At 67.6% G+C, this 24,755-nt stretch carries 22 protein-coding genes; 11 read left to right on the plus strand and 11 right to left on the minus strand.

Annotation, left to right across the window (positions count from 1 at the left end; all coding sequences use genetic code 11):
* Positions 1-62 precede the first annotated feature (62 nt).
* The 10 genes from rlmD (at position 63) to ACCQ12_RS06720 (ending at position 10,118) form a co-directional block, all read left to right on the plus strand.
* Complete coding sequence (rlmD, locus tag ACCQ12_RS06675; protein WP_184552364.1) at positions 63-1,397, plus strand: 23S rRNA (uracil(1939)-C(5))-methyltransferase RlmD; 1,335 nt, start codon at positions 63-65, stop codon at positions 1,395-1,397.
* A gap of 175 nt (positions 1,398-1,572) precedes the next feature.
* Positions 1,573-2,064: a CYTH domain-containing protein gene (locus tag ACCQ12_RS06680; RefSeq protein ID WP_039406648.1), complete on the plus strand. Its 492-nt coding sequence runs from the start codon at positions 1,573-1,575 to the stop codon at positions 2,062-2,064.
* 161 nt (positions 2,065-2,225) lie between these two features.
* Entirely contained in the window at positions 2,226-2,909 is a 684-nt protein-coding gene (locus ACCQ12_RS06685; protein WP_123137393.1) for a DsbA family oxidoreductase, read from the plus strand.
* Between the two features lie 15 nt (positions 2,910-2,924).
* Positions 2,925-4,013: an NAD(P)/FAD-dependent oxidoreductase gene (locus ACCQ12_RS06690; RefSeq protein ID WP_372383223.1), complete on the plus strand. Its 1,089-nt coding sequence runs from the start codon at positions 2,925-2,927 to the stop codon at positions 4,011-4,013.
* A 154-nt stretch (positions 4,014-4,167) separates the two neighbouring features.
* Positions 4,168-5,745 carry a cryptochrome/photolyase family protein gene (locus ACCQ12_RS06695; protein WP_372383224.1) on the plus strand — a complete coding sequence of 526 codons (1,578 nt, stop codon included), beginning with the start codon at positions 4,168-4,170 and terminating at the stop codon, positions 5,743-5,745.
* 180 nt (positions 5,746-5,925) lie between these two features.
* Positions 5,926-6,927: a beta-N-acetylhexosaminidase gene (nagZ, locus tag ACCQ12_RS06700; protein ID WP_372383225.1), complete on the plus strand. Its 1,002-nt coding sequence runs from the start codon at positions 5,926-5,928 to the stop codon at positions 6,925-6,927.
* Positions 6,927-7,481, plus strand: a complete 555-nt coding sequence (locus tag ACCQ12_RS06705) for a hypoxanthine-guanine phosphoribosyltransferase (protein ID WP_039406636.1) — start codon at positions 6,927-6,929, stop codon at positions 7,479-7,481. The genes nagZ and ACCQ12_RS06705 overlap by 1 nt, the downstream gene beginning before the upstream one ends.
* A 224-nt stretch (positions 7,482-7,705) precedes the next feature.
* A complete protein-coding gene (locus tag ACCQ12_RS06710; protein WP_184439947.1) occupies positions 7,706-8,458 on the plus strand; it encodes an S-methyl-5'-thioinosine phosphorylase in 753 nt (250 codons plus the stop codon).
* 87 nt (positions 8,459-8,545) lie between these two features.
* Positions 8,546-8,752: a transcription antiterminator/RNA stability regulator CspE gene (gene cspE, locus ACCQ12_RS06715; protein WP_003488188.1), complete on the plus strand. Its 207-nt coding sequence runs from the start codon at positions 8,546-8,548 to the stop codon at positions 8,750-8,752.
* 94 nt (positions 8,753-8,846) lie between these two features.
* Positions 8,847-10,118, plus strand: coding sequence for an FAD-dependent oxidoreductase (locus ACCQ12_RS06720; RefSeq protein ID WP_372362594.1), 1,272 nt, complete (start codon positions 8,847-8,849; stop codon positions 10,116-10,118).
* A gap of 27 nt (positions 10,119-10,145) precedes the next feature.
* Here the strand turns inward: ACCQ12_RS06720 and pdeM are convergent, their stop codons facing one another.
* The 11 genes from pdeM to ACCQ12_RS06775 all read right to left on the minus strand — a co-directional run bounded on the left by pdeM (position 10,146) and on the right by ACCQ12_RS06775 (position 21,669).
* Positions 10,146-10,790: a ligase-associated DNA damage response endonuclease PdeM gene (gene pdeM / locus ACCQ12_RS06725; protein WP_372383226.1), complete on the minus strand. Its 645-nt coding sequence runs from the start codon at positions 10,788-10,790 to the stop codon at positions 10,146-10,148.
* A complete protein-coding gene (locus tag ACCQ12_RS06730) occupies positions 10,780-13,281 on the minus strand; it encodes a ligase-associated DNA damage response DEXH box helicase (protein ID WP_372383227.1) in 2,502 nt (833 codons plus the stop codon). The genes pdeM and ACCQ12_RS06730 overlap by 11 nt, the downstream gene beginning before the upstream one ends.
* Positions 13,278-14,882 carry an ATP-dependent DNA ligase gene (locus ACCQ12_RS06735; protein WP_372383228.1) on the minus strand — a complete coding sequence of 535 codons (1,605 nt, stop codon included), beginning with the start codon at positions 14,880-14,882 and terminating at the stop codon, positions 13,278-13,280. Before ACCQ12_RS06735 ends, ACCQ12_RS06730 begins: the two co-directional genes overlap by 4 nt.
* Positions 14,879-15,112: a hypothetical protein gene (locus ACCQ12_RS06740; protein ID WP_372383229.1), complete on the minus strand. Its 234-nt coding sequence runs from the start codon at positions 15,110-15,112 to the stop codon at positions 14,879-14,881. The genes ACCQ12_RS06735 and ACCQ12_RS06740 overlap by 4 nt, the downstream gene beginning before the upstream one ends.
* Positions 15,109-16,128, minus strand: coding sequence for a ligase-associated DNA damage response exonuclease (locus tag ACCQ12_RS06745; protein WP_047694345.1), 1,020 nt, complete (start codon positions 16,126-16,128; stop codon positions 15,109-15,111). The genes ACCQ12_RS06740 and ACCQ12_RS06745 overlap by 4 nt, the downstream gene beginning before the upstream one ends.
* Before the next feature lie 231 nt (positions 16,129-16,359).
* Positions 16,360-16,725 (minus strand): hypothetical protein, encoded by a 366-nt coding sequence (locus tag ACCQ12_RS06750; protein WP_372383230.1) that lies wholly within the window; start codon positions 16,723-16,725, stop codon positions 16,360-16,362.
* Positions 16,722-17,288: a bactofilin family protein gene (locus ACCQ12_RS06755; RefSeq protein ID WP_166750585.1), complete on the minus strand. Its 567-nt coding sequence runs from the start codon at positions 17,286-17,288 to the stop codon at positions 16,722-16,724. The genes ACCQ12_RS06750 and ACCQ12_RS06755 overlap by 4 nt, the downstream gene beginning before the upstream one ends.
* Positions 17,289-17,398: 110 nt before the next feature.
* Positions 17,399-19,108, minus strand: coding sequence for a diguanylate cyclase (locus ACCQ12_RS06760; protein ID WP_166750586.1), 1,710 nt, complete (start codon positions 19,106-19,108; stop codon positions 17,399-17,401).
* A gap of 365 nt (positions 19,109-19,473) precedes the next feature.
* A complete protein-coding gene (locus ACCQ12_RS06765; RefSeq protein ID WP_047694353.1) occupies positions 19,474-19,800 on the minus strand; it encodes an XAC1346 family secretion chaperone in 327 nt (108 codons plus the stop codon).
* A 229-nt stretch (positions 19,801-20,029) separates the two neighbouring features.
* Positions 20,030-20,371, minus strand: coding sequence for a hypothetical protein (locus ACCQ12_RS06770; RefSeq protein WP_039406586.1), 342 nt, complete (start codon positions 20,369-20,371; stop codon positions 20,030-20,032).
* Between the two features lie 122 nt (positions 20,372-20,493).
* On the minus strand, positions 20,494-21,669 hold the full coding sequence (locus ACCQ12_RS06775) for a thiolase family protein (RefSeq protein ID WP_372383231.1): 1,176 nt from the start codon (positions 21,667-21,669) through the stop codon (positions 20,494-20,496).
* A gap of 159 nt (positions 21,670-21,828) precedes the next feature.
* Between ACCQ12_RS06775 and ACCQ12_RS06780 the strand changes: the two genes are divergently transcribed.
* Complete coding sequence (locus ACCQ12_RS06780; RefSeq protein WP_372383232.1) at positions 21,829-24,672, plus strand: S8 family serine peptidase; 2,844 nt, start codon at positions 21,829-21,831, stop codon at positions 24,670-24,672.
* Positions 24,673-24,755 lie beyond the last annotated feature (83 nt).

Below are 24,755 nucleotides of genomic sequence, written 5' to 3' on the forward strand. Positions count from 1 at the left end.
GCGGCCTCCGTCGATCGCATCTGCGACAATACGCACCCTTTTTGCCCGCAGCTCGTCGCCACGTGGCCAGAACCCGAAACCGTTTCGACCGTACTCCCTTCCAGACTGCCATCACCGACCTGAGCCATGACGGGCGCGGCGTTGCGCGCCGTGACGGCGAGGGCGGCAAGGTCACCTTCATCAGCGGCGCCCTGCCCGGTGAGCTGGTGCGTGCCGAACCCACCGCGCGTAGCCGCCATTTCGACGAGGCCAAGACAGTGGAGGTGCTGGAAGCCTCCCCGCAGCGCGTGACCCCGCGCTGCCCGCATTTCGGTGTCTGTGCCGGCTGCGTGTTGCAGCATCTCGAGGAGTCGCAGCAGATCGTGGCCAAGCAGCGGGTGCTGATGGACAATCTTGAACGCATCGGCCACGTCAGCCCGCAGACCGTGCTGCCTGCGCTCACCGGCGACAACTGGGGCTATCGCCGCAAGGGCCGTTTCTCGGTGCGCCGGGTCGAGAAGAAAGACAAGACGCTGGTCGGCTTCCGCGAGCTCGACCCACGTTTCGTGGCCGACCTGTCGGTCTGCTACACGGTGATCCCGCAGATCGGCGACAAAATCCCGCTGCTGGCTGCGCTGGTCGAGGGCATGGATGGCAAGCGCGATATTCCGCAGATCGAATTCATCGCCGGCGACGACGCGGTGGCCCTGACCATTCGCCACATGCAGCCGCTCAGCGAGCGCGACCAACAGGCCTGGGTGGCGTTCGCGCAGGAGCACGGCTTTGCGATCTTCCTGCAGCCCGGCGGCGTGGACAGCGTGCATCCGCTGTGGCCGCAAGAGGTGCCGCTGTCGTTTCGCCTGCCGCAGTGGGATGTGGAACTGGCCTTCCGTCCGCTGGATTTCATCCAGGTCAACGCCTCGCTCAACCAGAAGATGATCGCGCACGCGCTAGCACTGCTCGATGCCAGGCCCGATGACCGTGTGCTCGATCTGTTTTGTGGGTTGGGCAACTTCACCCTGCCGCTGGCGCGCACCGTGCGCGAGGTGGTCGGGGTGGAAGGCGATGCCGGGCTGGTCGCGCGCGCCAAGGACAATGCACAGCGTAACGGCTTGCACAATGCGCAGTTCCATGCGGCAGACCTGACCCAGGACCAGCGCAGTGCGTCCTGGATGCGCCAGGGCTTCGACAAGTTGCTGCTGGACCCGCCGCGCTCCGGTGCGCTGGAAGTGCTGCAGCAATTGCCGCTGAAGAAGTTCGAACGCATCGTCTATGTCAGCTGCCACCCGGGCTCGCTGGCGCGCGACGCCGGTTATCTGGTCAACGAGCAAGGCTTCACGCTGGTGTCGGCCGGTGCGATGGACATGTTCCCGCATACCGCCCATGTGGAGAGCATCGCGGTGTTCGAGAAGCGGTGATTGGGGATTGGGCATTGGGGATTCGCAACGGCGAGTCGTGATGTGTCCTTTCGCTAATCGCTTACCCAAGCGTCAGATCGAAGCATTGCCCCTGGTATGGCGGGGTCTTGGCAAGAGCCCCACAGGCACGCAGTGCGTTGCTTTAACCAATCCCCAATTCCAAGTCCCGAATCCCATGCCTCTAGAAATCGAACGCAAGTTTCTTGTCTCCGGCGATGGGTGGCGTGCTGCCGCGCATGCGGTGATCCCGATGGCGCAGGGCTACATCAATGACCAGGCGGCGTTGCGTAGCGGGGCGCAGAATGCATCGGTGCGTGTGCGTGTGCAGGGCGAGGGTGCGTTCTTGAATCTGAAGTCGCGTGAGGTGGGGCATACCCGCCAGGAGTTCGAGTACCCGATTCCCCTCGCCGATGCGCGCGCGCTGCTGGACCTGTGCGTGGGCGGGCTGATCGACAAGCGCCGGCATCTGGTCGAGTACCAGGGCCATGTGTGGGAAGTGGACGAATTTCTCGGCGACAACGCCGGGCTGGTGGTGGCCGAGATCGAGCTCGCCAGCGCCGACGAAGCCTTTGCCAGGCCCGAGTGGATCGGTGCGGAAGTGACCGACGACACGCGGTATTACAATCTGGCGCTGGCATCGCATCCGTTTTCGCGCTGGGCCGGGTGATTCAGGAGCGGGGATTGGGGATTCGGGATTCGCAAGGGCAGGGTGCGGCGCCGCGCTGATCGATGCTGTCCGGGCATTGCCCTCACTCGTTTCTAATTTCCGCTGCAGCGATTGGGCTTATGCTCTGCGAATCCCAAATGCCCAATCCCACATCCCCGCTTATGCGCATCGATATCTGGTCCGACGTAGTCTGCCCCTGGTGCTGGATCGGCAAGCGCCGGTTTGAACAGGCCGTCGCAGCGCTGGGCGCAAGGGCGCCGGTGTTGGACATCCATTACCACGCCTTCGAGCTGGATCCGGACGCTGGCGCCGAGCCGGTACCGCTGCGCGACGCGCTGGCGCGCAAGTTCGGCGGGGTCGAGCGCGTCGAGCAGATGCTGGCGCAGACCCAGGCGACCGCGCGTGCGGAGGGCCTGCCGTTCGACTTCGGGCGCGGCCAGGTGCAGGTGAGTACGCTGCGTGCGCATCGGCTGTTATGGTTGGCCACGCATGAAGGCGATGTCGGTGCGGTGATGGAAGCGCTGTTTCATGCGCACTTTGCCGAAGGCCGCAACGTGGCGGCGACCGAGACCTTGCTGCGTGCCGGTGAGGCCGGCGGTCTTGCCGCCGCGCGCGTGCAGGCGATGCTCGACTCCGACGAAGGCACCGTCGAGGTCCAGGCGCAGCTGGCGCAGGCCCGTGCGCTGGGCATTCGCGCGGTGCCCAGTTTTGTGATCGACGGGCGCAGCCTGATCCAGGGCGCGCAGCCAGCCGAGAGCTTTGCGCAGGCCTTGTTGCAGTTGGCCGCCGAGTCGGTACCGGTCGGCGGCCCCGACGCCTGCGGGCCGGATGGCTGCCCGGTCTGATCGACCGGTTGCGCGATGCCTCTGCCAGCCAATGACCAGACAGCCGGTCCGCACCGTCCGCTCACGATTGCGGTGATCGGCGCCGGCCTGGCCGGCCTTGCCTGCGCCGACGCCCTGCACGCTGCCGGCCATGCGGTCACGGTGTACGAGCAGGGCGACGCACCCGGCGGGCGCATGCGTGGCCACGCCGGCAACCGCTGGCAATGCGATACCGGGGCACAGTATTTCACCGCACGCGATCCGGCGTTTGCGGCGGTGGTCGAGACGTGGATGGGCGCTGGTGTTGCCGCGCGCTGGCCGTTGCGCATCGCCAGTTGGGATGGCGTAGAGCGGCGCCTGTCGCAAAGCGCGCTGACGCGTTTTGTCGGCGTGCCGGACATGGCCGCCCCGGCGCGTGCGCTTGCGGTGGGCCTGGATGTGCGCATGCACGCGAAGCTGCGCACGCTGCAACGCAGCGGGCAGGGCTGGGCGGTGGATGTGCAGGACGGCGCTGCGCCGCACGGCGTCGATACGCTGCTGCTCGCGCTTCCGGCGCCCGAAGCGGCAATATTGCTCGCCAAGGTTGCGCCCGCGCTGTGCGAGATTGCCTGCAGTGCGCGGATGCGGCCTGCGTGGGCGCTGGTGCTGCGCTTCGATGCACGCATCGATCCGGGCTATGACGCGTTGTTCGTCAATGCCGGGCCATTGCGTTGGGTGGCGCGCGATTCCAGCAAACCAGGGCGAGGCGGCGCGGAGACCTGGCTGCTGCACGCCACTGCCGAGTGGAGCCGGGCCCATCGCGATGCATCGCCTGCCGAGGTCATCGCGCTCCTGTTGCCGGAATTGGCGGCGCTTGGCCTGCCGCTGCCGCACGCCTGCGATGCGTTTGGATGGACGGTCGCAAGTACCGAGCCGCCACTGCAGCTTGATTGCGTGTGGGACGCGCAGCGTGGTATCGGCATCTGCGGTGACTGGTTGGCCGGCGGCAAGGTCGAAGGCGCCTGGCAAAGCGGAACTGCGCTGGCGCAGCAGGTCTGTGCGGGTCATGCTGCCGACCGTGCCGACCGTGCCGACCGTGCCGACCGTGCCGACCGTGCCGACCGTGCCGACCGTGCCGACGCGTGACTCGGGGCTGCGTCTGCGCAACAACGAGACGCAGCGGCAGCGCGTCGCTTGCAGGGTTGGCGTACTGCGCGATACAGCGCGCGGTGCCATGGCGCATGGTCGAGCGCAGCGCCGGGCGATGCATGGACCGCGCGCACCGGCAGGGGCTGTGCTGATGCCTGACGCCGCTCCGGCCTCTGCCGACAGCACCACACAGGCGCCCGCACATACGCTGCGGCTGATCCTGGGCGACCAGCTCAACCCGCAGCACAGCTGGTTCGCGACCCGCGACCCCGGTGTGGTCTACGTGCTGATGGAAGTGCGCGAGGAAACCGACTACGTGCTGCATCACGCGCAGAAGATCCTGGCGATCTTCGCAGCGATGCGCGCGTTTGCGGCCGGGCTGCGGCAAGCCGGGCATCGGGTGCGCCATGTCGCGATCGACAGCCCCAGTAATCGGCAGTCCATCCCTGCCAATCTCGATGCGCTGATGGCCCACTACCGCGCCGGCCAGCTGGACTACCAGGCGCCGGACGAGTGGCGGCTGGATCAAGCGCTGCGGCAATGGAGTGCAGGCCGTGCGTTTGCCACGCGCATGGTCGACAGCGAGCATTTCCTGACCACGCGCAAGGAGGTCGCTGCATGCTTTGGTGCGGGCAGCCAGTGGCGCATGGAAGTGTTTTACCGCTACATGCGCCGCCGCCACCGCATCCTGCTCGACGCGGCCGGAGAGCCGCAGGGCGGGCGCTGGAATTTCGATCACGACAACCGCGCGCCGTGGCCGGGCGATCCGCCCGCGCCGCAGGACTGGCGTACAGCGCACGACCACCGCGCGTTGTGGCGCAGCATCGAAGCTGCCGGTGTGCGCAGTTTCGGAGCGCCCAGCGCCGAGGCATTGCCCTGGCCATTGGATCGCAACGAAGCGCTGCAGCAGCTGGATGCCTTTATCGCGCAGGCGTTACCGGACTTCGGCCGCTACGAAGATGCGATGAGTACCCGCAGCCCGCGGCTGTTCCACTCGCTGCTGTCGTTCGCGCTCAACGTCAAGATGCTGCACCCGGCCGAGGTGATTGCGCGCGCCGAGGCGTCATGGCATCACGGGCAGGCACCCCTGGCATCGGTGGAAGGCTTCATCCGCCAGATCCTGGGCTGGCGCGAATACGTGCGCGGTGTGTACTGGTCGCAGATGCCCGAGTACGCCCACACCAATCGCCTGGATCAGCATGCGCCGCTGCCGCACTGGTTCTGGGATGGACAGGTCGGCATGCGCTGCCTGGCCGATGCGGTCGGCAACTCGCTGGCCAATGCGCACGCGCACCACATCCAGCGGCTGATGGTGATCGGCAATTTTGCGCTGCTGGCGGGGCTGGACCCGCAAGCGCTGCATCGCTGGTATCTGGGCGTGTATATCGATGCGTTCGAATGGGTGGAGCTGCCCAATACGGTGGGCATGAGCCAGTTTGCCGATGGCGGCCTGCTCGGCAGCAAGCCCTACATCAGCGGCGCGGCCTACATCGACCGCATGAGCGACTACTGCGCCGGGTGCGGGTATCAGCGCAAGGCACGTACCGGCCCCAAGGCCTGCCCGTACAACGCGTTGTACTGGGATTTCCTTGCGCGGCAGCGCCCGCTGCTGGGCGGCAACGAGCGCCTGGCGATGCCGTACCGGCAGCTCGATGGCATGGCACCCGAGGTGCTGGAGGGCATCCAGGCCCAGGCCGCGCATTGGCGGGCACACCTGGACGTGCTCTGAAGCCGTTGCGGGGCCGGGCCAGGGCGCGGTCGCCGGGCGCTCTGCACCTGCGCTCAACGCGCGTCCCGGCCAGCCTGCCGATCCAACGCCCGCCTGAATGCGCGATCTGACGCTGCAACGCGCATCTGCGACAATGCCGCGCTGCGCCCTCGTGGCGCCTGGCCCGGGAGTCCCCCCAACATGCTTCTGATCGGCGTTGCCGGTACCGAACTCAGCGCACAGGAACGCGACTGGCTGCAGCACGATGCGGTTGCCGGCGTGGTGCTGTTCACGCGCAACTTCGCCTCGCGCACGCAGGTGGCCGAGTTGTCGGCGTCCATCCGCGCGGCCGCGCCGCGCCCGGTGTTGATCTGCGTGGACCAGGAGGGCGGACGCGTGCAGCGGTTTCGCGAAGGCTTCAGCGCGCTGGCGCCGTTGCAAAGCTTCGGTGCGCAGTACGCGCAGGACCCCGAGGCTGCGCTGGCCGCGGCCAGCGCGCACGCGCAGCTGATGGCCAGCGAGGTGCGTGCCAGCGGCGTGGATCTGAGCTTCGCGCCGGTGGTGGACCTTGGCCGCGGCAACCGCGCCATCGGCGACCGCGCCTTCAGCGACGACCCGCAGATCGTGGCCACCTTCACCCGTGCCTATGTGCAGGCGCTGCACGGCGCCGGCATGGCCGCCACGCTCAAGCATTTCCCCGGCCACGGCACGGTGCTGGAAGATACCCACGTCGACCACGCCAGCGACCCGCGACCGCTCGAAGTGCTGCAGGCGGAAGACCTGGTGCCGTTCGTGGCGGGGATCGAGGCGGGCGCCGACGCGGTGATGATGGCGCACGTGGTCTACCCGCAGGTCGCGCCGGAACCGGCAGGCTACTCGCCGCGCTGGATCGAGCAGATCCTGCGTGGGCAGCTGGGCTTCCGCGGCGTGGTTTTTTCCGACGACATCGGCATGGCGGCGTCGTTCACCGCCGGTGGCGTGGCGGGCCGGGTGCATGCGCATCTGGATGCCGGCTGCGACGTGGTGCTGGTCTGCCACCCGGAGCTGGTCGACGAATCGCTGCAGGCCGTGCAGGGCCGCAGCCTCAATACTGCAGCCCTGATCGGGCTGATCGGTCGTGGCGCGCTCGGCTGGGATGGCCTGCTGGCCGGCACCGACGCTTCCTTCAACACTCCTTCTGCCTCTTTCGGAACAATTGCCTGATGTCCACGCTCACCATTTCCCAGGCCCTGGCCCAAGCCGATCTGCTGGTCGACCGCCCGGCCATCGATGCCGCCGTGTCCACCATTGCCGACGCCATCGCGCGCGACTACGCCGGTGAAGTGCCGGTGTATCTCACCATCATGCACGGCGCGCTGCCGTTCTCCGGCCAGCTGGCGCTGGAACTCGGCGCACGTGGCCAGGACCTGCAGTTCGATTACCTGCATGCCACCCGCTACCGCGGCGAAACCGTTGGTGGCGAGCTGGTGTGGAAGCATCGTCCGGCCACCGCACTGTTCGGCCGCCGGGTGATCCTGGTCGACGACATCCTCGACGAGGGCTACACCCTGCAGGGCGTGCGCCAGTGGTGCCTGGAGCAGGGCGCCACCGACGTGCGCGTGGCGGTGCTGACCGTGAAGCGGCACGACCGCTGCGTGCCCGGCGTCACCGCCGACTACGTGGGAGTGGAAGTGGCAGACCGCTACGTGTTCGGTTTCGGCATGGACGTCAACGAGCAGCTGCGTGGCATTCCTGCCATCTACGCGATGAAGCAGTAATCCACGCGGCGTGGCCGGGCGTGGTGGCTGCGCTCGGGGCTCGAAGCAGCGCGCGGACGCGGCGCAGCGCCGCGCGCCGTGCCTGGGGACGCGGAGATCGCAGTCCTGCATGTTCACTATCGACACCGATAGCCTTGTCGGCGTCGTTCGTATTGGCCCGCCACTGCGCGGGCAACCTGGCGCGCGCCGCGCGCATCCACGTCCGTTCGTAGCAGAGGTCGCCCATGTCCCCCAATTCCATCGCCCTGGCCGTCATCGGCGGCACCGGTGTCTACAAGCTCGCGCAGCTCGACGACGTGCAGACGCATGAGCTCGACACCCCATATGGCGTACCGTCCGGGCCGATCCGTGTCGGCATGTTGCTCGGCCATCGCGTGGCGTTCCTGGCCCGGCACGGCGAGGGGCATTCGTTGCCGCCGCACAAGGTCAACTACCGCGCAAACATCGCTGCGCTGCAGCAAATCGGTGCCTCGCGCGTGCTTGCGCTCAACACGGTGGGCGGAATCACCGACCAGTTCGGGCCGCGCGTGCTGGCGTGCCCCGACCAACTGATCGACTACACCTGGGGCCGCATTTCCACCTTCTGCGAAGAGCCCGGCAGCGAGGTGCAGCATGTGGATTTCGGCCACCCGTATTCGCCCATGTTTCGCAGCAAGGTGATTGCCGCCGCCAAGGTGACCGGCGTCACGCTGGTGGCCGGTGGTTGCTATGGCGCGACGCAAGGACCACGGCTGGAAACGATTGCAGAGATCGCACGCATGCGTCGCGACGGCTGCGATCTGGTCGGCATGACCGGCATGCCCGAAGCGGGGTTGGCGCGCGAAAAAGGCCTGGAATATGCGTGTCTGGCGATCGTGGCCAACTGGGCGGCCGGCTGCGGCGACGCGCAGGAGATCACCATGGCCGACGTGTTGGCCAACGTGGATGCCGCCTCGTCCGGCCTGCCGGAGCTGATTGGCGAACTTGCACGCGGGTGATTGTCATTGGGGAATAAGCTTTGCATACTCGGCGCGTACGCACCGCCGTACACCACCCATTAATTATTGCAAAGGTCTCGCATCACCATGCCGAACGGTACCGTCAAGTGGTTCAACGACGCCAAGGGATTTGGCTTCATCTCACCGGAGGACGGCAGCGCCGATGTCTTCGCGCACTTCTCCGCGATCAATTCCAAGGGCTTCCGCAGCCTGCAGGAAGGCCAGCGCGTCAGTTATGACGTGACCCAGGGCCCCAAGGGTGCCCAGGCTTCGAACATCACGCCGGTCGAGTAATCTGTCTCGATTGTGCGGTTGAAGAACCCCGCCACGGCGGGGTTTTTTTTGCGCCGTTGTGCGTGGGCAGCAATAACGAAACAGAGCAGGGACGATGCAACGAACATTACGGATTGCGGTGGTTGGCTACGGAACGGCGGGGCAGGCGCTGGCAGTGTTGCTGGGGGCCGATGGGCATCAACTGGAGGTGTTCGAGCGCGCCGCCGCGCCCGGGCCGGTGGGCGCAGGCTTCTTGCTGCAGCCCAGTGGCCTGCAGGTGCTCTGGAACATGGGCTTGCTGCCGCAGGCGCTTGCGCATGGCGCACCGGTGCGCCGCTTGTACGGCGACACGCCCTGCGGACGCGCAGTGATGGACATGCAGTACCGTGATCTGGATGCGCGCCTGATGGGTGTGGGCATGCAGCGCGGCGCCTTGTTTACGCTGCTGCGCGAGGCCTGGCCGCAGCACGCGCAGCTGCATGTGGATACGCAGATCACCGCCATCGACCACGACGGCGTGCGCGTGCAGGATCAACGCGGGCAATGGCACGGCCCTTTCGATCTGATCATCGCCGCCGATGGCTCGGCCTCCACCTTGCGCGCGCAGGCGCAGGGAACCCGGCTGGATCGGGTGTATCCATGGGGCGCGCTGTGGTGTCTGTTGCCGCGCGAGGACTGGCCGTTCGTGGACGAATTGCGCCAGCGCTATATCGGCGCGCGCAAGATGATCGGCCTGCTGCCGGTGGGTACGCGTCCGGGCGACGACACCCCGCGGCTGAGTTTTTTCTGGAGCCTGCCGTGCAGCGATTTCGTGGCCTGGGAACAACGCGGCATTGCCGCCTGGCGCGACGAGGTGGCGCAGATGTGGCCGGAAGCGCACGCGCGGCTTGCCACGGTGCAGGTGCATGGCGCACTGGCGCGGGCGAGCTATCGCGATGCGGTGGTGTCGCGCTGGCATCGCGGCCGCTTCGTGCTTGCCGGCGATGCGGCGCATGCGATGAGCCCGCAGCTCGGGCAGGGCGTGAACATGGCCCTGCTCGACGCGCTGGCCATGCGCGATGCATTGCGTACGGGCAGCGATCTGGACGAAGCGCTGCAGCGGTATCAACGCGAACGCCAGGCGCATGTGGCGATCTATCACCGCTGGAGCCGCTGGCTGACGCCGTTGTTCCAGTCAGAACGCGACCTCTGGGCACAGGGCCGCGATCTGCTGCTGCGCCCGATGGGACGTGTGCCGGGCGGGCGCGGGCACATGCTGCGCGTGCTCAGCGGCACCCAGCATGGCTGGTTCGGCAAGTTGGCGTTGGCGCCGGAATTCGTCGAGGCGTTATCGCAACCGGTGGCGCATGCGGCCGACGACACGGCGGAAGTGGCCGCAGCGTCGTAGCGTTGGCCGGCGCATTCGCGGCGCTGGCTAACGCACCGGCAGTGCCATCGCGTCGCCTTCCACACAGGCGACCAGGCGCTCGCCTTCGGTGAGCGTCGGCACGATGCCTGCGGTGAACTGCGAGAACGCCGGCAGGATGGTCACGCGCTCGCGCAACCAGAAGGCGGGCCAACGTCGCGACAGCCCCGGCAGCTTGGCCAGTGGATGCAGATGCCCGCACAGCACATGGCCGGTGGGGTGCGGCACTGGGTCGTGGCGCAGCACGAACGGGCCATCTTCGACCTGTTCGCCGGCCGCTTCGATCTGCAACCCGGCACCTGCCAGTGCGCGGTCGTGATTGCCGCGGATGGCGATCACCCGCAACGCGCAATGTTGCTCGCGCCATGCGCTCCAGCGCCGATGCCAGGCGGCGCGCGGTGCCGGGCCGTGCAGCAGGTCGCCCAGGATCCACAGCGCGTCGACCTGGCGCTGGGCGAGCAACCCATCCAGCCGCTCCAGATCGTGCGCGGTGCCGCCGGCCGGCAAGCCGATGCCGGCGCGCCGGAACACATCGGCCTTGCCCAGGTGCAGATCGGCAATCAACAACGCGCGCTGCGCGGGGCGATACAAGGCACGTTCGCCGAGCAACTCCACGGTTTCGCTGGCCAGCTGCAGCTGCACGCTATCGCCCATGCTTGCGCTCCAGTTGTTCGGCAGCGCGCAACACGCGCGCCTTCCAGTCTTCGGTACTCAGTTGCCCACGCACGCGTTCGGCCCACAGCGGAAACGACAACGGGGTGAGGCTGCGCGGCTTGCACAAGCGCAATTCGCGTCGCGCGCAGTCTTCCAGCGCATGTGCCAGGCGGGCGAGTTCCAGCTGGCCTTCGAACACCTCGCGCTCGGCCTGTGCCAGCAACAGGTGATCCGGGTCGAAGCGCTGCAACACGTCGTACAGCAAGCCGCTGGAGGCCTGCAGCTGACGCAGGCTGCGCGGCGCACGCCCAGGCAACGAGGGCGACAGCAAGCCGGCCACGCGCGCGATCTCGCGGAACTGCCGGCGTGCCAGCTCGCCCAGGTTGAGGCTGTCGCGCAGATCGTCGAACAGCGCTACCGGCGACAACAAGCTCTGTAGTACATCGGCATCGATCTCGACGTCCTGCGCCGGCGACAGCACAAAGCCATAGTCGTTGGCAGCGAAGCTGAAGGTGTTGCGCTGACGCCGGCCCCAGCGCGCCGCCAGCAACGCGGCCAGCCCTTCGTTGACCTGCCGGCCGGCGAACGGGTACACGAATACATGCCGGCCATCGCGGGCCTTGATGCTTTCCACCAGCAGATGGTCCGGCCCCGGCAGCGAAGAGAGCGAGGCCTGCAGCTGCAGTAACGGCGCCAAGGCCTGCATCTCCGGCGCATCGCCGGGGTCGGCGAATACCGCTTCCACTTCGCGCCCCAATGCCGACGACAGCGGCATGCGTCCGCCCATCCATTTGGGCACCACGCCGCTGCCGCCCTTGGCCACGCGCACGTAGGCGGTCATGTCTTCCAGCCGCACCAGCTCCAGCAGGCGGCCGGCAAACTGGAAGCGGTCACCGCGGCGCAGACGGCCGACGAACTGTTCTTCCACCGCGCCCAGTCGCCCGCCGCGCAGGAACTGCACGCGCACGCTGCCATCGCTGGTGATGGTGCCGATGGACAACCGGTGCCGAAGCGCCACACGCCGATCGACGACGCGGTACACGCCGTCGTCGTCGCGCACCACCTTGTGGAAATCCGGGTAGTGCGCCAGGGCACTGCCACCTTGCACGATGAAGTCCAGCACCGCATTCCAGGTGGGTCTTTCCAGCGCAGCGAAGGCATCGGTGCCGCGCACTTCCTCGAATAACGCATCGGCCTGGAAGCCGCCGCCGAGGGCGAGGGTGACGCAGTGTTGCGCCAGCACATCCAGTGACAAGCGCGGCGGCGGCCGTGCTTCGATATGGCCGTGGGTGAGCGCGCGTCGGGCGGCGGCGTATTCCACCAGTTCCAGCGCATGCGAGGGCACGCACACCACGTGCCCGGACTCGCCGGGGCGGTGACGTGCGCGCCCGGCGCGCTGCAGCAGGCGCGCGATGCCTTTGGGGCTACCGACCTGCAACACCTGATCCACCGCCGGAAAATCCACGCCCAGATCCAGGCTGGACGTTGCCACCACGCAGCGCAGGCTGCCATCGGCCAGGCCGCGCTCGGCGGCCGCGCGTAGCGATGGATCCAGCGAGCCGTGATGCAGCGCGAGCGTGGCCAGGTCTTCGGGCCACACCGCGCTCAAGGCCTGATGCCACAACTCGGCCTGCGCACGCGTGTTGGTAAACACCAGGCTGGTGCGCTGCTGCATGATCTTTTGCAGCACGCGCGCCAGCTGTGCCAGACCAAGATGGCCCGCCCATGGGAACCGCTCGCCACTTTCCGGTAGCAGCGTTTCCAAGGTCATCGTGCGCGGTTTGACGCCCGATACCAGCGCTGCATCGGGCAGGTGCGGCAGCAGCACATCGCGCGCCTGCGGCAGATTACCCAGCGTTGCCGACAGCCCCCAGATGCGCAGGTGCGGCGTCCATCCGCGCAAGCGCGCCAGACACAGTTGCAGCAGCACGCCACGCTTGTTGCCGAGCAGCTCGTGCCACTCGTCGACGATCACGCAGCGCAGCGCCGACAGCTGCGGCGCGGTGTCCGGATACGACAGCAGCAAGGCCAGCGATTCGGGCGTGGTGACCAGCACGTCGAGCTTGCCGCTGCGTGCCAGCCGCTTGTCGCGCGCGCTGGCATCACCGGTGCGCAGTCCCACCTGCCAGTCCAGCCCCAGTGCTTCCACCGGTTCGCGCAATGCGCGCGCGGTGTCGGCGGCCAATGCCCGCAACGGCGTGATCCACAACACCTGCAGATTGCGTTGCTGCTGGCGCCGCGCAGGTGCAGCAGGTTTGCCTTGTTTAAGCGGTAACTTGCGCCCGCGCGCAGCCAATGCGTCCAGCAATGGCCCGCCGAACGCCGCCAGCGTCTTGCCGCTGCCGGTGGGCGTGTGCAGCAAGCCGGACTCGCCATCGAGATAGCGCTTCCACACATCGCGTTGAAACGGCAACGGCGCCCAGCCGCGCTGCGCGAACCAGTCGCGCCACTGCTGCAATGGCGTGCCGCGTGTCTGCTGCGCCGCCGTCACCGCGCCAGGGCCTGCAGGCTGCTCAGGTGGTCGGCCTCGGACATCGGCTTGTCCTGCCGCCAGCGCAGGATGCGCGGGAAGCGCACCGCGATACCGGACTTGTGCCGTGCGCTGCGGTTCACCGCTTCAAACCCCAGCTCGAACACATGATGCGCGGTGACCGCGCGCACCGGGCCGAACCGTTCGGTGGTGTTGGCACGAATCCAGCGGTCCAGCTGCAGGATTTCCTTGTCGTCCAGGCCCGAATAGGCCTTTGCGATCGGCACCAGCTGTCCCTCATGCCACAGCCCGAAGGTGTAGTCGGTATACAGCGTGCTGCGCCGGCCGTGGCCGGCTTGCGCGTACAACAACACCGCATCGATGGTGAGCGGGTCGATCTTCCACTTCCACCAGTCGCCACGTCGGCGCCCGGCCTGATAGACGGAGTTGGCGCGCTTGAGCATCAGCCCTTCCACGCCGCGCTCGCGCGCCTCCACGCGCACCTGCGCGGCGGCCTGCCAATCGCTCACCTGCACCAGCGGAGAGGCGACGATGCGCGGGTCGGCGCGTGTGGCAAGCACGCCGTCCAGCAGTGCGCGTCGCTCCTGCAGCGGGCGCTCACGCAGGTCTTCGCCGTCCAGTTCGAGCAGGTCGTAGGCGACCACGCGCGCCGGCGCGTCGGCCAGCGTCTTGGGGCCGGGCTTGAGCCGTTGGATGCGCGTCTGCAAGGCAGTGAACGGCATCGGCAAGGGCTGCTCCGGTTTCCAGGCCAATAGCTCACCATCGATGACGGTGCCGTCGGGCAACTGCATCGCCGCGCGTTCGATCTCCGGAAAGCGCCCGTCCAGGCGCTCTTCGCCGCGCGACCACAGCGCCGTTTCGCCGGCGCGCCGGATCAGTTGCAGCCGGATGCCGTCCCACTTCCATTCCAGCAGCCAGTCGTCGATGGGTCCCAGCGTATCGACGGCCGCTTCGAGCGGTGAAGCAAGAAAGAACGGGTAGGGCTGCTGACGATCGCCGGGCAGTTCTTCGCTGGTCAGCAGATCGGCCAGATAGGTCGGATGCGGGCGCCAACTGCCGAGCATGCGCTGCGCGATGCGCGCGATGTCCACGCCTGACAGCTCCGCCAGCGCCTGCTGCACGAGCCGCTGCGACACGCCGACCCGCAACGCGCCGGTGAGCAGCTTGTTGAACACCAGCCGCTCGTCGAAGGCCAGGCTGCGCCAGGCCTGCACGATGCACGCCTTGCGCACGGCGACGTCCTGATTGGCGATCGGCAACAGCCGGTGTTCGATCCATTCCGCCAGCGGCAGGTCGGCCGCTTCGGTGTCCGGGTCGTCCAGCAACAGGGCCAGCGTTTCAGCCAGGTCGCCGACATGGTCGTAGCTGTCGGCCACCAGCCAGTCGGCGATGCCGGCGGTGTCGGTGATCCATTCGCGTAATTCGCCGCTGCTGGCAATGCGCATGCGCGTACTGGCCACCTTGCCGCCGGCCAGCAGATACAGTGCCCAGGCCGCATCCAGCGGCGCGGCATCGCGAAAATAGGCGACCAGCGCCGCACGCTTGTCCAGCGTGCCGGTGCTGCGGTCCAGGGTGCGGTACAGCGCGGCAAACCGCTTCACGGCATTGCCTCTGCCTTGGCCTGTCTGTTGGCCGCGCGCAGTTCCAGCGCGCGGCGCGTGAATGCGGCCAGCGTGCGTGGACGACGTTGCAGACGCGGCGGGCCGATGACCGCCGCCGGCACGCTGCGGCACACACGAAATGCCAGCGCATGCCGGCCGAACGCAAGTGCGCCGCTCAGGCGAATGCGCACACGCGCGCGTGTATACCGACGTGCGGGCAACGGGTTCATTCCTCGGCTCCGAAATCGGTGCGGAAGGCTTCGGCCGCAACGCCGCGCTCGCGCAGGTGCTGGATCAGCGCATCGGTGTTGCCGTGGGTGGCGATCACACGGCGGGCGCCGGTGTCTTCGATGGTCCGCAGCAGGTCCGGCCAGTCGGCATGATCGGAGACCACGAAGCCGCGATCGTAGTTGCGGCGCCTGCGATTGCCGCGAATGCGCATCCAGCCCGATGCGAATCCTTGTTGCGCGTGGCGGAAGCGGCGGATCCAGGAGCTGCCGGCCGCCGACGGCGGTGCCAGCACCAACTGCCCGGCATAGTCCGCGCCGCGCGCATGTTCGCTGACCGGCTGCGTGTCCAGCATCGCGATCCCGGCCTGGCGGTACACCGCTACGCCGGCCGCAATCGCGCCGTGCAGCAGTGCGGGCTGGGTGTCCCAGGCGCGCAGCTCGGCCAGCACGCGCTGCGCCTTGCCCAGTGCGTAGCAATACAGGATGGCAGCCTCGCCACGCTCGGCGCACTCGCGTCGCCAGGCCACGATATCGGCCGCCACATCGGCGGTGTCGGGCCAGCGATACACCGGCAAGCCGAACGTTGCCTCGGTGATGAAGGTGTCGCATGGCACCACTTCGAACGGCGCGCAGGTGGGATCGTGCTGGCGCTTGTAATCGCCGGAGGCCACCCAGACTTCACCATCCACTTCGATGCGCACCTGCGCCGACCCCAGCACGTGTCCGGCCGGATGCAGCGACACGCGTGCGCGTCCCAGCGTAAACGCCTCGCCATCGGCATGCGGGTGATAGACCTGTTCGCCAAGCCGCCATTGCAGGATCGGCAGGCTTTCGCGGGTGCAGTGGTATTCGCCCATGCCGCCACGGGCGTGATCGCCGTGGCCATGGGTGATCACCGCACGCGGCACCGGGCGCCAGGGATCGATATGGAAGTCGCCCTGCGGGCAATACAGCCCCTCGGGGCCAAGTACCACCAGATCACCGCGTGGGTTCGTGTCGTCGTTGCCGTTGCGCATGCGGCAACTCTGGCCAAGCCGGTGTGCAGATCCTGAGAATGGGAATGGCTGCATCGGCTGGGCAACAAGACGTGGTCGCGCTGCCAACCGCAGGGCCAGCGCTGGCGCGATGTCGGTGCACATGGCGGGTGGATGCGGGCGCGGACCGGACGCGATGCCGCGCCTGCATTGCCAACGCACAGTCGCCATGGCCGGTGCCGGCGATGGTGACGCGCTACCGCAAGCAGCCCGTCAATGCCGCGTACGCCGCCCGGATGCGCGTACCGCCATCGCCTCCACGGCCAGCGTGAACCCACGCTCCTCGCCGCCCTGCATTGCGCCTACGTCGACCACGTGGCGGCGGATCTCCTCACCCTTGCCGTTACGCACCACCACGACCACGGTGTATTCCCACGGATCGCCGTCGGCGGGGTGGCGGATGGTGCCGTCGACCTTCAACGGCACGATCCGCGCCGGCTGCGCGTGCTGTGCAGCCGCCGAGTCGAAGCGCAGGTGGTGTTTGCAGGCAGGGCAGATGATCGCGCTTTCCAGGATCGTGGCCTTGCAATGCGGACAGCTGCGCGTGGCGCCGGGCGTGCCCGGGCGCGGTGCACTCATGTGGCGTCGGTGCTGTCGCCGCCCACGCTGGCCTTGGCGGCGGCTGACGGCTTGCTGCCGGCGTCTTCGCCCCAGCCGAAGTCGGCCTGGCCACGCATGCGGGCGCCCGAGGCGACGGTGAGGTTGCCGGCCTTGACGTCGCCGACCAGCACGCCGGACGTCTGCAGTTCCACCTGCGCGGCGGACTCGATATTGCCTTCCAGCTCGCCGGCGATGATGACCTTGTTGGCGCGCACGCCTCCGGTGAGCTTGGCGCCGCGTTCGATGGTGAGATCGCCCTTGACGTTGACGTCGCCCTTGAAGCGGCCGGCCAGACGCACGTGACCGGCGCCCTCGATCTTGCCTTCGATGCTGATGTCGGCGGCGATCAGCGATTCCTTGGCTTCGCCCTGACGCTGCGATGGCGCAGCGGCCGGCACGACGCTGGGCGCTGCGGCGGCGGCCGGCACCGGCGGGGCGGGGCCGGGGTCGGCATTGAACAGCCGGCCATCGGCGGCAGGCGCCTCCGGGGCTGCGGGAGCGCCGTCTTTCTTGTTGGGACCTTGATCGCGCCACATCGACATCGGACTGCCTCGCTTCGGGGGTCTGGGCCGACTATCGCTGCGTCAATCGATCTTTTGTGTGACAGAGCGCGCAATCCGAGACCGACAGCGCGCCGCTCTGGCCCTGTGGGTCAATCCGGCCTGCTCGCTCCGGCGCCATGACGCTCGACCCGGTTGCGTCCGCGATGCTTGGCGGCATACAGCGCCGCGTCGGCCTTCTGGATCAGGCTGGCGCCCAGTTCGCCGTCGGCCGGGAAACTGGCCACACCGATGGACGCGGTGACGCGCGGCAACGCGCGTTGCCCATCGGTGACCGCCAATGCCGCGATCTGCGCGCGGATCTGCTCGGCCACGCGCATGGCTTCCTCGCCATCGGCCTCGGGTAGGATCACGGTGAATTCTTCGCCACCGTAGCGGCAGGCCACGTCTTCGGCGCGCAGACGGGTCAGCAACAGCTCGCCCACCGCAGCCAGCAGCAGGTCGCCGCCGGCATGCCCCTGGCTGTCGTTGAACTGCTTGAAGTGGTCCACGTCCAGCATCAGCACCGACAGCGGCAGCCCGCGTCGCGCGCAGCGGGCCAACTCATGACTGAGCGATTCTTCCAGATAGCGGCGGTTGTACAGCCCGGTCAGCGCATCGCGGATCGACTGCCGGCGCAGCGATTCGCGCAGGCGCAGGTTGCTCAGCGCCAGCGACAACTGCTCGGCCGCAGCCTCGGCGATCTCCAGGCGCGGCATCGGGCCCGGACCGGGCGAGGACAGAAACAAAAATCCCAGTTGGGTGCCTTGCGCCGACATCGGCAGGCACGCGGTGGTGATCGGCGTCTGGCCACCCGGCTCCTCGATGTGCGCACACAACGCATCGCGGGCGAGGTCGTCGATGACATGCGGCTGGCCGCGGCGCAGCGCCCAGCATTCTTCCGGCAGCAGATGCGGTGCACTCTGCACCAGCGGCTCGCCCCAGTGACTGATCGCCTCGGCGCGATCCTGCGAGGCACGCAGCAGATACACGCTGCCGGCAACGCCCGGCAGCAGGCTGGCCAGCGTGCGGCTGGTGACCACCAACGCTTCTTCTGCGCTGATGCAGCTCTGCAGCAGCCCGGTGTAACGGCTCAGCAGGTTGAGATCGGCGGTACTGCGCTGCAGCGCGCCGACACTGTCGCCCAGTTCGCGATTGGCTTGCGCCGCCAGACGCTCGGCCTGCGCGCGATGGCGCAATTCGCGCATCAGCACCGCATACACGGTGCCGACCACCGCCAGGCCGAACGGAATGCCGGCCAACGCCAGCACCAGCAACAGGGTCGCGCTCTGCCGGCTGCTTTCGGCACGTTGCGCAAGCAGCTCCTGCTCGCGCTGCACCATCGTCAGCGCCTGCTCGCGGATGGCGCTGGTGGTGCGGAACGCGCTCTGGCGGATGCTCGCACGTGCCGGCTCCAGGCCGCCCTGGGCATAGACATCGAGCACCTGCTGGATCTGCCGCAGCCGCGCCTCCACCAACGCCTGCAGCTGGGTCAGGTGCTGCTCCTGCGACGGGTTGTCGACGATCAGCCGGCGCAGGTTGCCTAGCAGGATCGGCAGGCGCTCGACGCTGGTCTGATAGTCCAGCAGGTAGGCATCGTTGCCGGTGAGCAGGAAGCCGCGCTGCGCGGATTCGGCATCCAGCAGGCGTGCCTGGATCTCGTCGACTCGGCCGATCACTTCATGGGTGTGCGAGACCAGCGCCGCGTCGGCCAGCGAACGCCGCGCACCGACAAAGATGCCGACGCCGATCACGATGAAGATCAGCGCAGAGAAGATCAGCGCCAGCTGGTTGCGGCGGCGCGAGGTAAAGAATGAGGGCATGCAGGATGCTAGCCTGCCGGCCTCGACAACACGAGCCCAATCGCGGCGCAAGACGTGCGCGCCGGCACGAAAGTGAAGGCAGGCCGGCGATGCGATGTGCTGCGTTCACCGTGGCGGACAGCGGGAAGTTGCTTGTCGGCATGCCTGGTGCCGGGAGGTGTCCGGCGGCGTGCGCATGCCGAGCGTGGCGCATCCTGCGCCCACCGGGGCGGTGAGCGCAGGGGACAGATGCGGCTTGAGGCAGCTGACGAATCTACTGCGCAGTAGTCAGGCGGGTGCGGCCGGTGCGCGAAAGCGGTAGGTGCCGCGTGTACACCGATGCTCTATGCGGGCCGGCGATGCCTACCTGATAACTGCTCGTGGTCTTAGTGCTGCGGATGCTCGGCGTCGTGCTTGTCGGCGTTCTGCTCGGCCTTGTTGGCCATCTCGCGGGTCTTGTCGGCGGTTGCGTCTGCGGCATTGGCAGTCGCACGGCTGGCGTCGGCGGCCAGTTCGCGTGCGGCCACGCGGGCGTCGGCGGTGGCGGCCTTGGCCTGCACTGCGGCGCGGTCGGCGGCCTGTTCGGTAGCAGCTGCGGCATGCTTTGCGGCAGAGGCAGCGTCGCGGCGCGCCTGCTCCGCATCGGGGCCCTGACAGGCAGCAAGGGTGAGGGCGGCAATGGCGCTCAACGACAGCATGCGGATCGTCTTCATGAGGTGGTCCTGTTCCTGTTCCGGTGTTGGAGAGCGGAGCTTATGCAGGGCTCGATGCAGCCTGCGTCAAGGTGCGGCCCAGGCCCGGGGCGCCGGACGACAGGGCCGGGAGCGCGGCCTCCAGGCCGTCGCGCGTGGAAGCAGACGCGTTGCCCGGCAAATCGCAGGCAAAGAAAAAGCCGCTGGAAACCAGCGGCTTTTTCCGAACTCGCTTGGAGTCAAGAAGTGATTACTTCTTGGCTTCTTCGGCGGTGTCCTTAGCAGCTTCGGCGGTGTTTTCAGCCGTCTTGGCAGCGTCGGCAGCCTGCTCAGCAGCAGCGTCGGTCGCGGCGCCGGAAGCGGACTGGGCAGCGTCAGCAGCGGTGTCGGCCGAAGCAGCGGCGGTGTTGGCAGCAGCCTGAGCGGCGTCAGCCGACTGCGAGCCCGAGGCAGCAGCCTGGTCGGCAGCGGTCTGAGCGTCGGCAGCAGCTTCGTTAGCCGAAGCAGCAGCGTCCTGAGCCTGTTCCGGCTTCGAGCAAGCGGTCAGGGCCAGGCCCAGCGCCATTGCGATCAGCAGCTTGTTGATGGTCATTGTTTCAATCCTCGTCGTTAGATTAGGCAACGCGCTATTGCGCGCCCCCGACATGATGACGGCCACAAGACGAGTGTCAAGCGTACGCGCATTCAGCTTTGCAAAATCGACGTTAATACCAATTAAATCAATTCGATAGCGATAGCGGTCGCCTCGCCGCCACCGATGCACAGCGTCGCGATCCCGCGCTTGCCTCCGCGCGTGCGCAACGCGTTCACCAATGTCACTACCAGCCGCGCACCGGACGCGCCGATGGGATGGCCCAGTGCGCAGGCACCACCGTGCACGTTGACCTTGTCGTGCGCGATGCCCAGTTCCTTGATCGGCACCATCGGCACCACGGCAAAGGCTTCGTTGATTTCAAACAGGTCCACCTCGTTCAGTTGCCAGCCGATCTTGCCGACCAGCGACTGGATCGCCGACACCGGTGCGGTGGTGAACCACTCCGGTGCCTGCGAGTGGGTGACGTGGCCGACGATGCGCGCCAGTGGCGTCACGCCACGCTGTTGGGCATCGTCCGCGCGCATCAGCACCGTGATTGCCGCGCCGTCGGAAATGCTCGACGAACTGGCGGCGGTGACGGTGCCGTCCTTCTTGAAGGCCGGCTTCAGGGTCGGGATCTTGGCCACGTCGGACTTGCCCGGCTGCTCGTCGCTGTCGACGACCACCGCGCCCTTGCGCGTGGTCACCGTGAACGGAACGATTTCAGCGGCGAATGCGCCGCTGCGCTGCGCCGCCTGCGCACGCTCGACCGAAGCGATCGCGAAGGCATCCTGGTCTGCGCGGCTGAAACCGAACTTTTCCGCCGTGGCCTCACCGAACACGCCCATGGCCTGGCCATCGTACGGGTTGGTCAACCCGTCCCAGGCCATGTGATCCACCGCCTGGAAGTTGCCGTAGCGGTTGCCGGTGCGCGAGTTGGGCAGCAGATGCGGCGCGTTGCTCATCGACTCCATGCCACCGGCCACCACGATGCTGGCCGAACCGGCCTTGATCAGGTCGTGCCCGAACATGATCGCCTTCATCCCCGAGCCGCACACCTTGTTAATGGTGGTGGCACCGGTGGAGGTAGGGATGCCGGCGGCGATCGCGGCCTGCCGTGCAGGCGCCTGGCCGAGATTGGCCGGCAGCACGCAGCCAACGATGACTTCGGACACATCGGCCGGCGCGATCTGCGATTGCGCGAGCGCCGCTTCGATGGCGGCGGCGGCGAGCGTGGGTGCCGGCACACCATTGAATTGACCGAGAAACGAGCCGATGGCAGTGCGTTTGGCAGCAACGATGACGATGTCGGACATGAGCGGATACCGTTTAAAGTGAAACGATTATCTGCCTCGCGGCTGATTCGCGCCAGCAAGCTGAAGTGCGACGACAGCGGCGCGGCCGTGGTGTATATGATGCGGTCAGGGCCCGGGATGGGGCCCATCCATGGAATGGGTTCGGGGAGAACATACGCAATGAAGAAGAGAGACGTCGCCAGGACCGTCCTGGCCTCGGCGTTGGCTGTGGCGTTGACCGCCTGTGGCGGCGGTGGTGGCGGAGGCGGGATTCGTCCCACCACCCCCAGCGCACCGCCACCGACCTCGCCGCCACCACCGCCACCACCTACGTCGCCGCCACCGCCACCGCCGCCGGTGACTGCACCGACACCGGAGCCTGCGATCGACGCGCATCTGGCGTTGACCAACACGCGCGCTGCGCAGGCGTTGGGCTTTACCGGCGCCGGCTACCGCATCGGCGTGGTCGATAGCGGCATCAACGCCAATCATCCGGCCCTGCAGGGGCGCGTGAGCGACAGCTTCATCCACGTCGACCCACGGACCAACAACGTCGCGGTCGGCGACGTGGTAGGCCATGGCACGGCGGTGGCCGAGCTTGCCGCCGGGCGCGCGGTTGGCCAGTGGCCTGGCGGCATCGCTCCGGGCGCCGGCCTGGTCTCGGCGCGCATCATCAACGACCGCGCGCCGGTGGACGATGGCAGTGGCCAAGGCAACGAGCTCGATGGGCCGCTCGGCCTGGCACCGGTGCACACCGATCTGATCGGTGCTGGCGTGCGCATCATGAATAATTCGTGGGGCGGTCTGTATTGGAACAATCCAGCGGTCACCAATCAGGTCGCGCAGGAATACCGCTCCTTCGTGATCGGCAACGACGGTCTGGTGGTGTTTGCCTCGGGGAACGAGTCGCGATCCCAGCCCTCCGATACCGCAGCGTTGCCCAGTCAGGTGGGTCCCAACGGGACGCTGCCGGCGGCGGATCTGGAGCGCGGCTGGCTGGTGGTCGGCGCGCTGGACACCGCCAATCCCACCCAGCTGGCGTCGTACTCCAATGCCTGTGGCGTGGCGATGCGGTATTGCCTGGTCGCACCGGGCACCTCGCTGTTCGTCGATCCGGACGCCACCGCCGGCAACGTCAGCTATTTCTACGGTAGCGGAACCTCGTTTGCCGCACCGCTGGTATCGGGCGCAGCGGCATTGGTATGGCAGGCGTTTCCGTACTTCACCAACGATCTGGTGCGGCAGACCTTGTTGGGCACGGCCACCGATCTGGGCGCGACAGGTGCCGATCCGGTGTTCGGTTACGGCCTGCTCAACGTGGGCAAGGCGGTGCTTGGGCCGGCGCGTTTCGACTGGGGCACGGTCGACGTCACGGTCAACACGCTGCGGTCCACCTGGGCCAACGACATCAGTGGCGCTGGCGGCCTGACCAAGCGCGGTACCGGCACCTTGGTGCTGGGCAGCACGGCCAATACCTATAGCGGCGACACGCAGGTGCTGGGCGGCACCCTGCAAACCGCCAGTCTGCAAAGTGCGCGCGTGGGCGTTGCCAATGGCGCCACGTTGATTGGCGCCGGCCGCATCGGCGGCGCGCTCGCCAACGCAGGCACCGTGCAGGTGAACAGTGCGGTGCTGACGGTCGACGGCAACTACACGCAGGCCAGCAACGGCCGTCTGGCCGTGAACGTGGGCGACCGCTTGAACGTGACCGGCACCGCGACCATCGCCGGCGATCTGCAACTGCTCGGCCGGCGTGCGTACGTGGCCGACAATACGACCTACGCGGTCCTGCAGGCGACCAATGGCTTGCAGGGTACCTTCGATACGGTCAGCGGCGGGCCGGCAGTGACGTTCCTGACGGCCACGCGCAGCTACGACGCCAACACCGCATTCGTGTCGCTGCAACGCATGGATGTCACGGCGGTTGCCGCATCGCTGGGTGCGATCGGTACCGCGTCGATGGACGCTGCCATCCGCGTGGAGCAGGCTTTCCAGAAAGTGGACGCGCAGCAGTTGCAGGGCAGCGCTGGCATCAGCAGCGGCTTCATTCGTGCTGCGGCGGCGTTGCAGCAGGCACCCGATGCGAAGGCGGCAGCCGATTCGTTGCGCAGTCTGTCCGGGCATGCGCATGCGGCGTCTGCGGCGATGACCTTCGACACCATCGATCTGGGGCGGCGCGCCCTGGCATCGCACTTCGATGGTCTGTCGCAGCAACCGCGCATGCTGGGCACCTGGCAGCGTGCGCTGGGCGGGCCGGGCGAGGGCGGAGTGACCACGGCAGGATTTGCCAGCTCCGGCTGGATGATGGGCAACGACCTGCGTCTGTCATCAGGCGCCGTGGCCGGGTTTGCGTTTGGCGAAACACGTTCCAATAGCCTCGGTGATCTGGACGCTGCACGCGGCCGCGACCGGCAGGTGCAGGCGCAGCTCTATTGGGGGACGACACGGGGGCCGGCGTACACGCTGGGCCAGCTGGGCGTCGGCAACGTCGACCGGCAGATCGAACGCAGCCTGCAACTGGGCGAAGAACGCAGCAGCGCCTTCAGCGATTACAGCGCCAGCTATCTCAGCGGCAATCTGGAAGCCGGTTATCGCCTGGGCCACGCAGCGGCGTCGTTGACGCCTTACATGGGCCTGGACTACGTGCATTTGCGCAGCGAAGGCTTTCGCGAAAGTGGCGGCGATGGTTTCGGCCTGCGGGCCGATGCGAGCACCTCATCGCGCACCCAGATGCTGGCTGGCCTGCGCTCTGCCTACCGCTGGCGCGGCCTCCAGCTGGGCGGTTACGCCGAGTGGCAGCAGGCGTTGAGCAGCCAGGGGCTGATGCTGGACGCCAGCTTCAATGGCGTCGAGGCGTGGGCCCCCTTGCGCGGCATGCAGCCGGCACGCTCGGGCGCTGTGTTCGGGCTTGCCGCCTCTGCGCCGTTGGGGCACCAAAGCCAGCTGCGTTTCGGGTACGACCAGCGGGTGGGCGAACGGGGCGACGACCGCGCGTTGAGCCTGAAGTACAGCGCCGATTTCTGATCGGTGTCTGCGGCGCCCGGGTGCAATGCCCGGGCGCCGTGTGCGTGGCGGCGATCGCGGACGCGCGCAACCTGTCAGGCGCG

Source organism: Xanthomonas sp. NCPPB 1068 (assembly GCF_041479385.2).
GTDB classification, from domain to species: domain Bacteria; phylum Pseudomonadota; class Gammaproteobacteria; order Xanthomonadales; family Xanthomonadaceae; genus Xanthomonas; species Xanthomonas cannabis.

What these genes read in the sequence shown, in the direction of transcription:
- ACCQ12_RS06740 (WP_372383229.1), bottom strand. Translation starts at nt 15,112, where the DNA reads ATGAACCCGTTGCCCGCACGTCGGTATACACGCGCGCGTGTGCGCATT.
- ACCQ12_RS06690 (WP_372383223.1), top strand. Translation starts at nt 2,925, where the DNA reads ATGCCTCTGCCAGCCAATGACCAGACAGCCGGTCCGCACCGTCCGCTC.
- nagZ (WP_372383225.1), top strand. Translation starts at nt 5,926, where the DNA reads ATGCTTCTGATCGGCGTTGCCGGTACCGAACTCAGCGCACAGGAACGC.
- ACCQ12_RS06720 (WP_372362594.1), top strand. Translation starts at nt 8,847, where the DNA reads ATGCAACGAACATTACGGATTGCGGTGGTTGGCTACGGAACGGCGGGG.
- ACCQ12_RS06695 (WP_372383224.1), top strand. Translation starts at nt 4,168, where the DNA reads ATGCCTGACGCCGCTCCGGCCTCTGCCGACAGCACCACACAGGCGCCC.
- ACCQ12_RS06750 (WP_372383230.1), bottom strand. Translation starts at nt 16,725, where the DNA reads ATGAGTGCACCGCGCCCGGGCACGCCCGGCGCCACGCGCAGCTGTCCG.
- ACCQ12_RS06705 (WP_039406636.1), top strand. Translation starts at nt 6,927, where the DNA reads ATGTCCACGCTCACCATTTCCCAGGCCCTGGCCCAAGCCGATCTGCTG.
- pdeM (WP_372383226.1), bottom strand. Translation starts at nt 10,790, where the DNA reads ATGGGCGATAGCGTGCAGCTGCAGCTGGCCAGCGAAACCGTGGAGTTG.
- ACCQ12_RS06710 (WP_184439947.1), top strand. Translation starts at nt 7,706, where the DNA reads ATGTCCCCCAATTCCATCGCCCTGGCCGTCATCGGCGGCACCGGTGTC.
- ACCQ12_RS06780 (WP_372383232.1), top strand. Translation starts at nt 21,829, where the DNA reads ATGAAGAAGAGAGACGTCGCCAGGACCGTCCTGGCCTCGGCGTTGGCT.
- ACCQ12_RS06685 (WP_123137393.1), top strand. Translation starts at nt 2,226, where the DNA reads ATGCGCATCGATATCTGGTCCGACGTAGTCTGCCCCTGGTGCTGGATC.
- ACCQ12_RS06760 (WP_166750586.1), bottom strand. Translation starts at nt 19,108, where the DNA reads ATGCCCTCATTCTTTACCTCGCGCCGCCGCAACCAGCTGGCGCTGATC.
- ACCQ12_RS06745 (WP_047694345.1), bottom strand. Translation starts at nt 16,128, where the DNA reads ATGCGCAACGGCAACGACGACACGAACCCACGCGGTGATCTGGTGGTA.
- ACCQ12_RS06755 (WP_166750585.1), bottom strand. Translation starts at nt 17,288, where the DNA reads ATGTCGATGTGGCGCGATCAAGGTCCCAACAAGAAAGACGGCGCTCCC.
- ACCQ12_RS06775 (WP_372383231.1), bottom strand. Translation starts at nt 21,669, where the DNA reads ATGTCCGACATCGTCATCGTTGCTGCCAAACGCACTGCCATCGGCTCG.
- ACCQ12_RS06765 (WP_047694353.1), bottom strand. Translation starts at nt 19,800, where the DNA reads ATGAAGACGATCCGCATGCTGTCGTTGAGCGCCATTGCCGCCCTCACC.
- cspE (WP_003488188.1), top strand. Translation starts at nt 8,546, where the DNA reads ATGCCGAACGGTACCGTCAAGTGGTTCAACGACGCCAAGGGATTTGGC.
- ACCQ12_RS06770 (WP_039406586.1), bottom strand. Translation starts at nt 20,371, where the DNA reads ATGACCATCAACAAGCTGCTGATCGCAATGGCGCTGGGCCTGGCCCTG.
- ACCQ12_RS06680 (WP_039406648.1), top strand. Translation starts at nt 1,573, where the DNA reads ATGCCTCTAGAAATCGAACGCAAGTTTCTTGTCTCCGGCGATGGGTGG.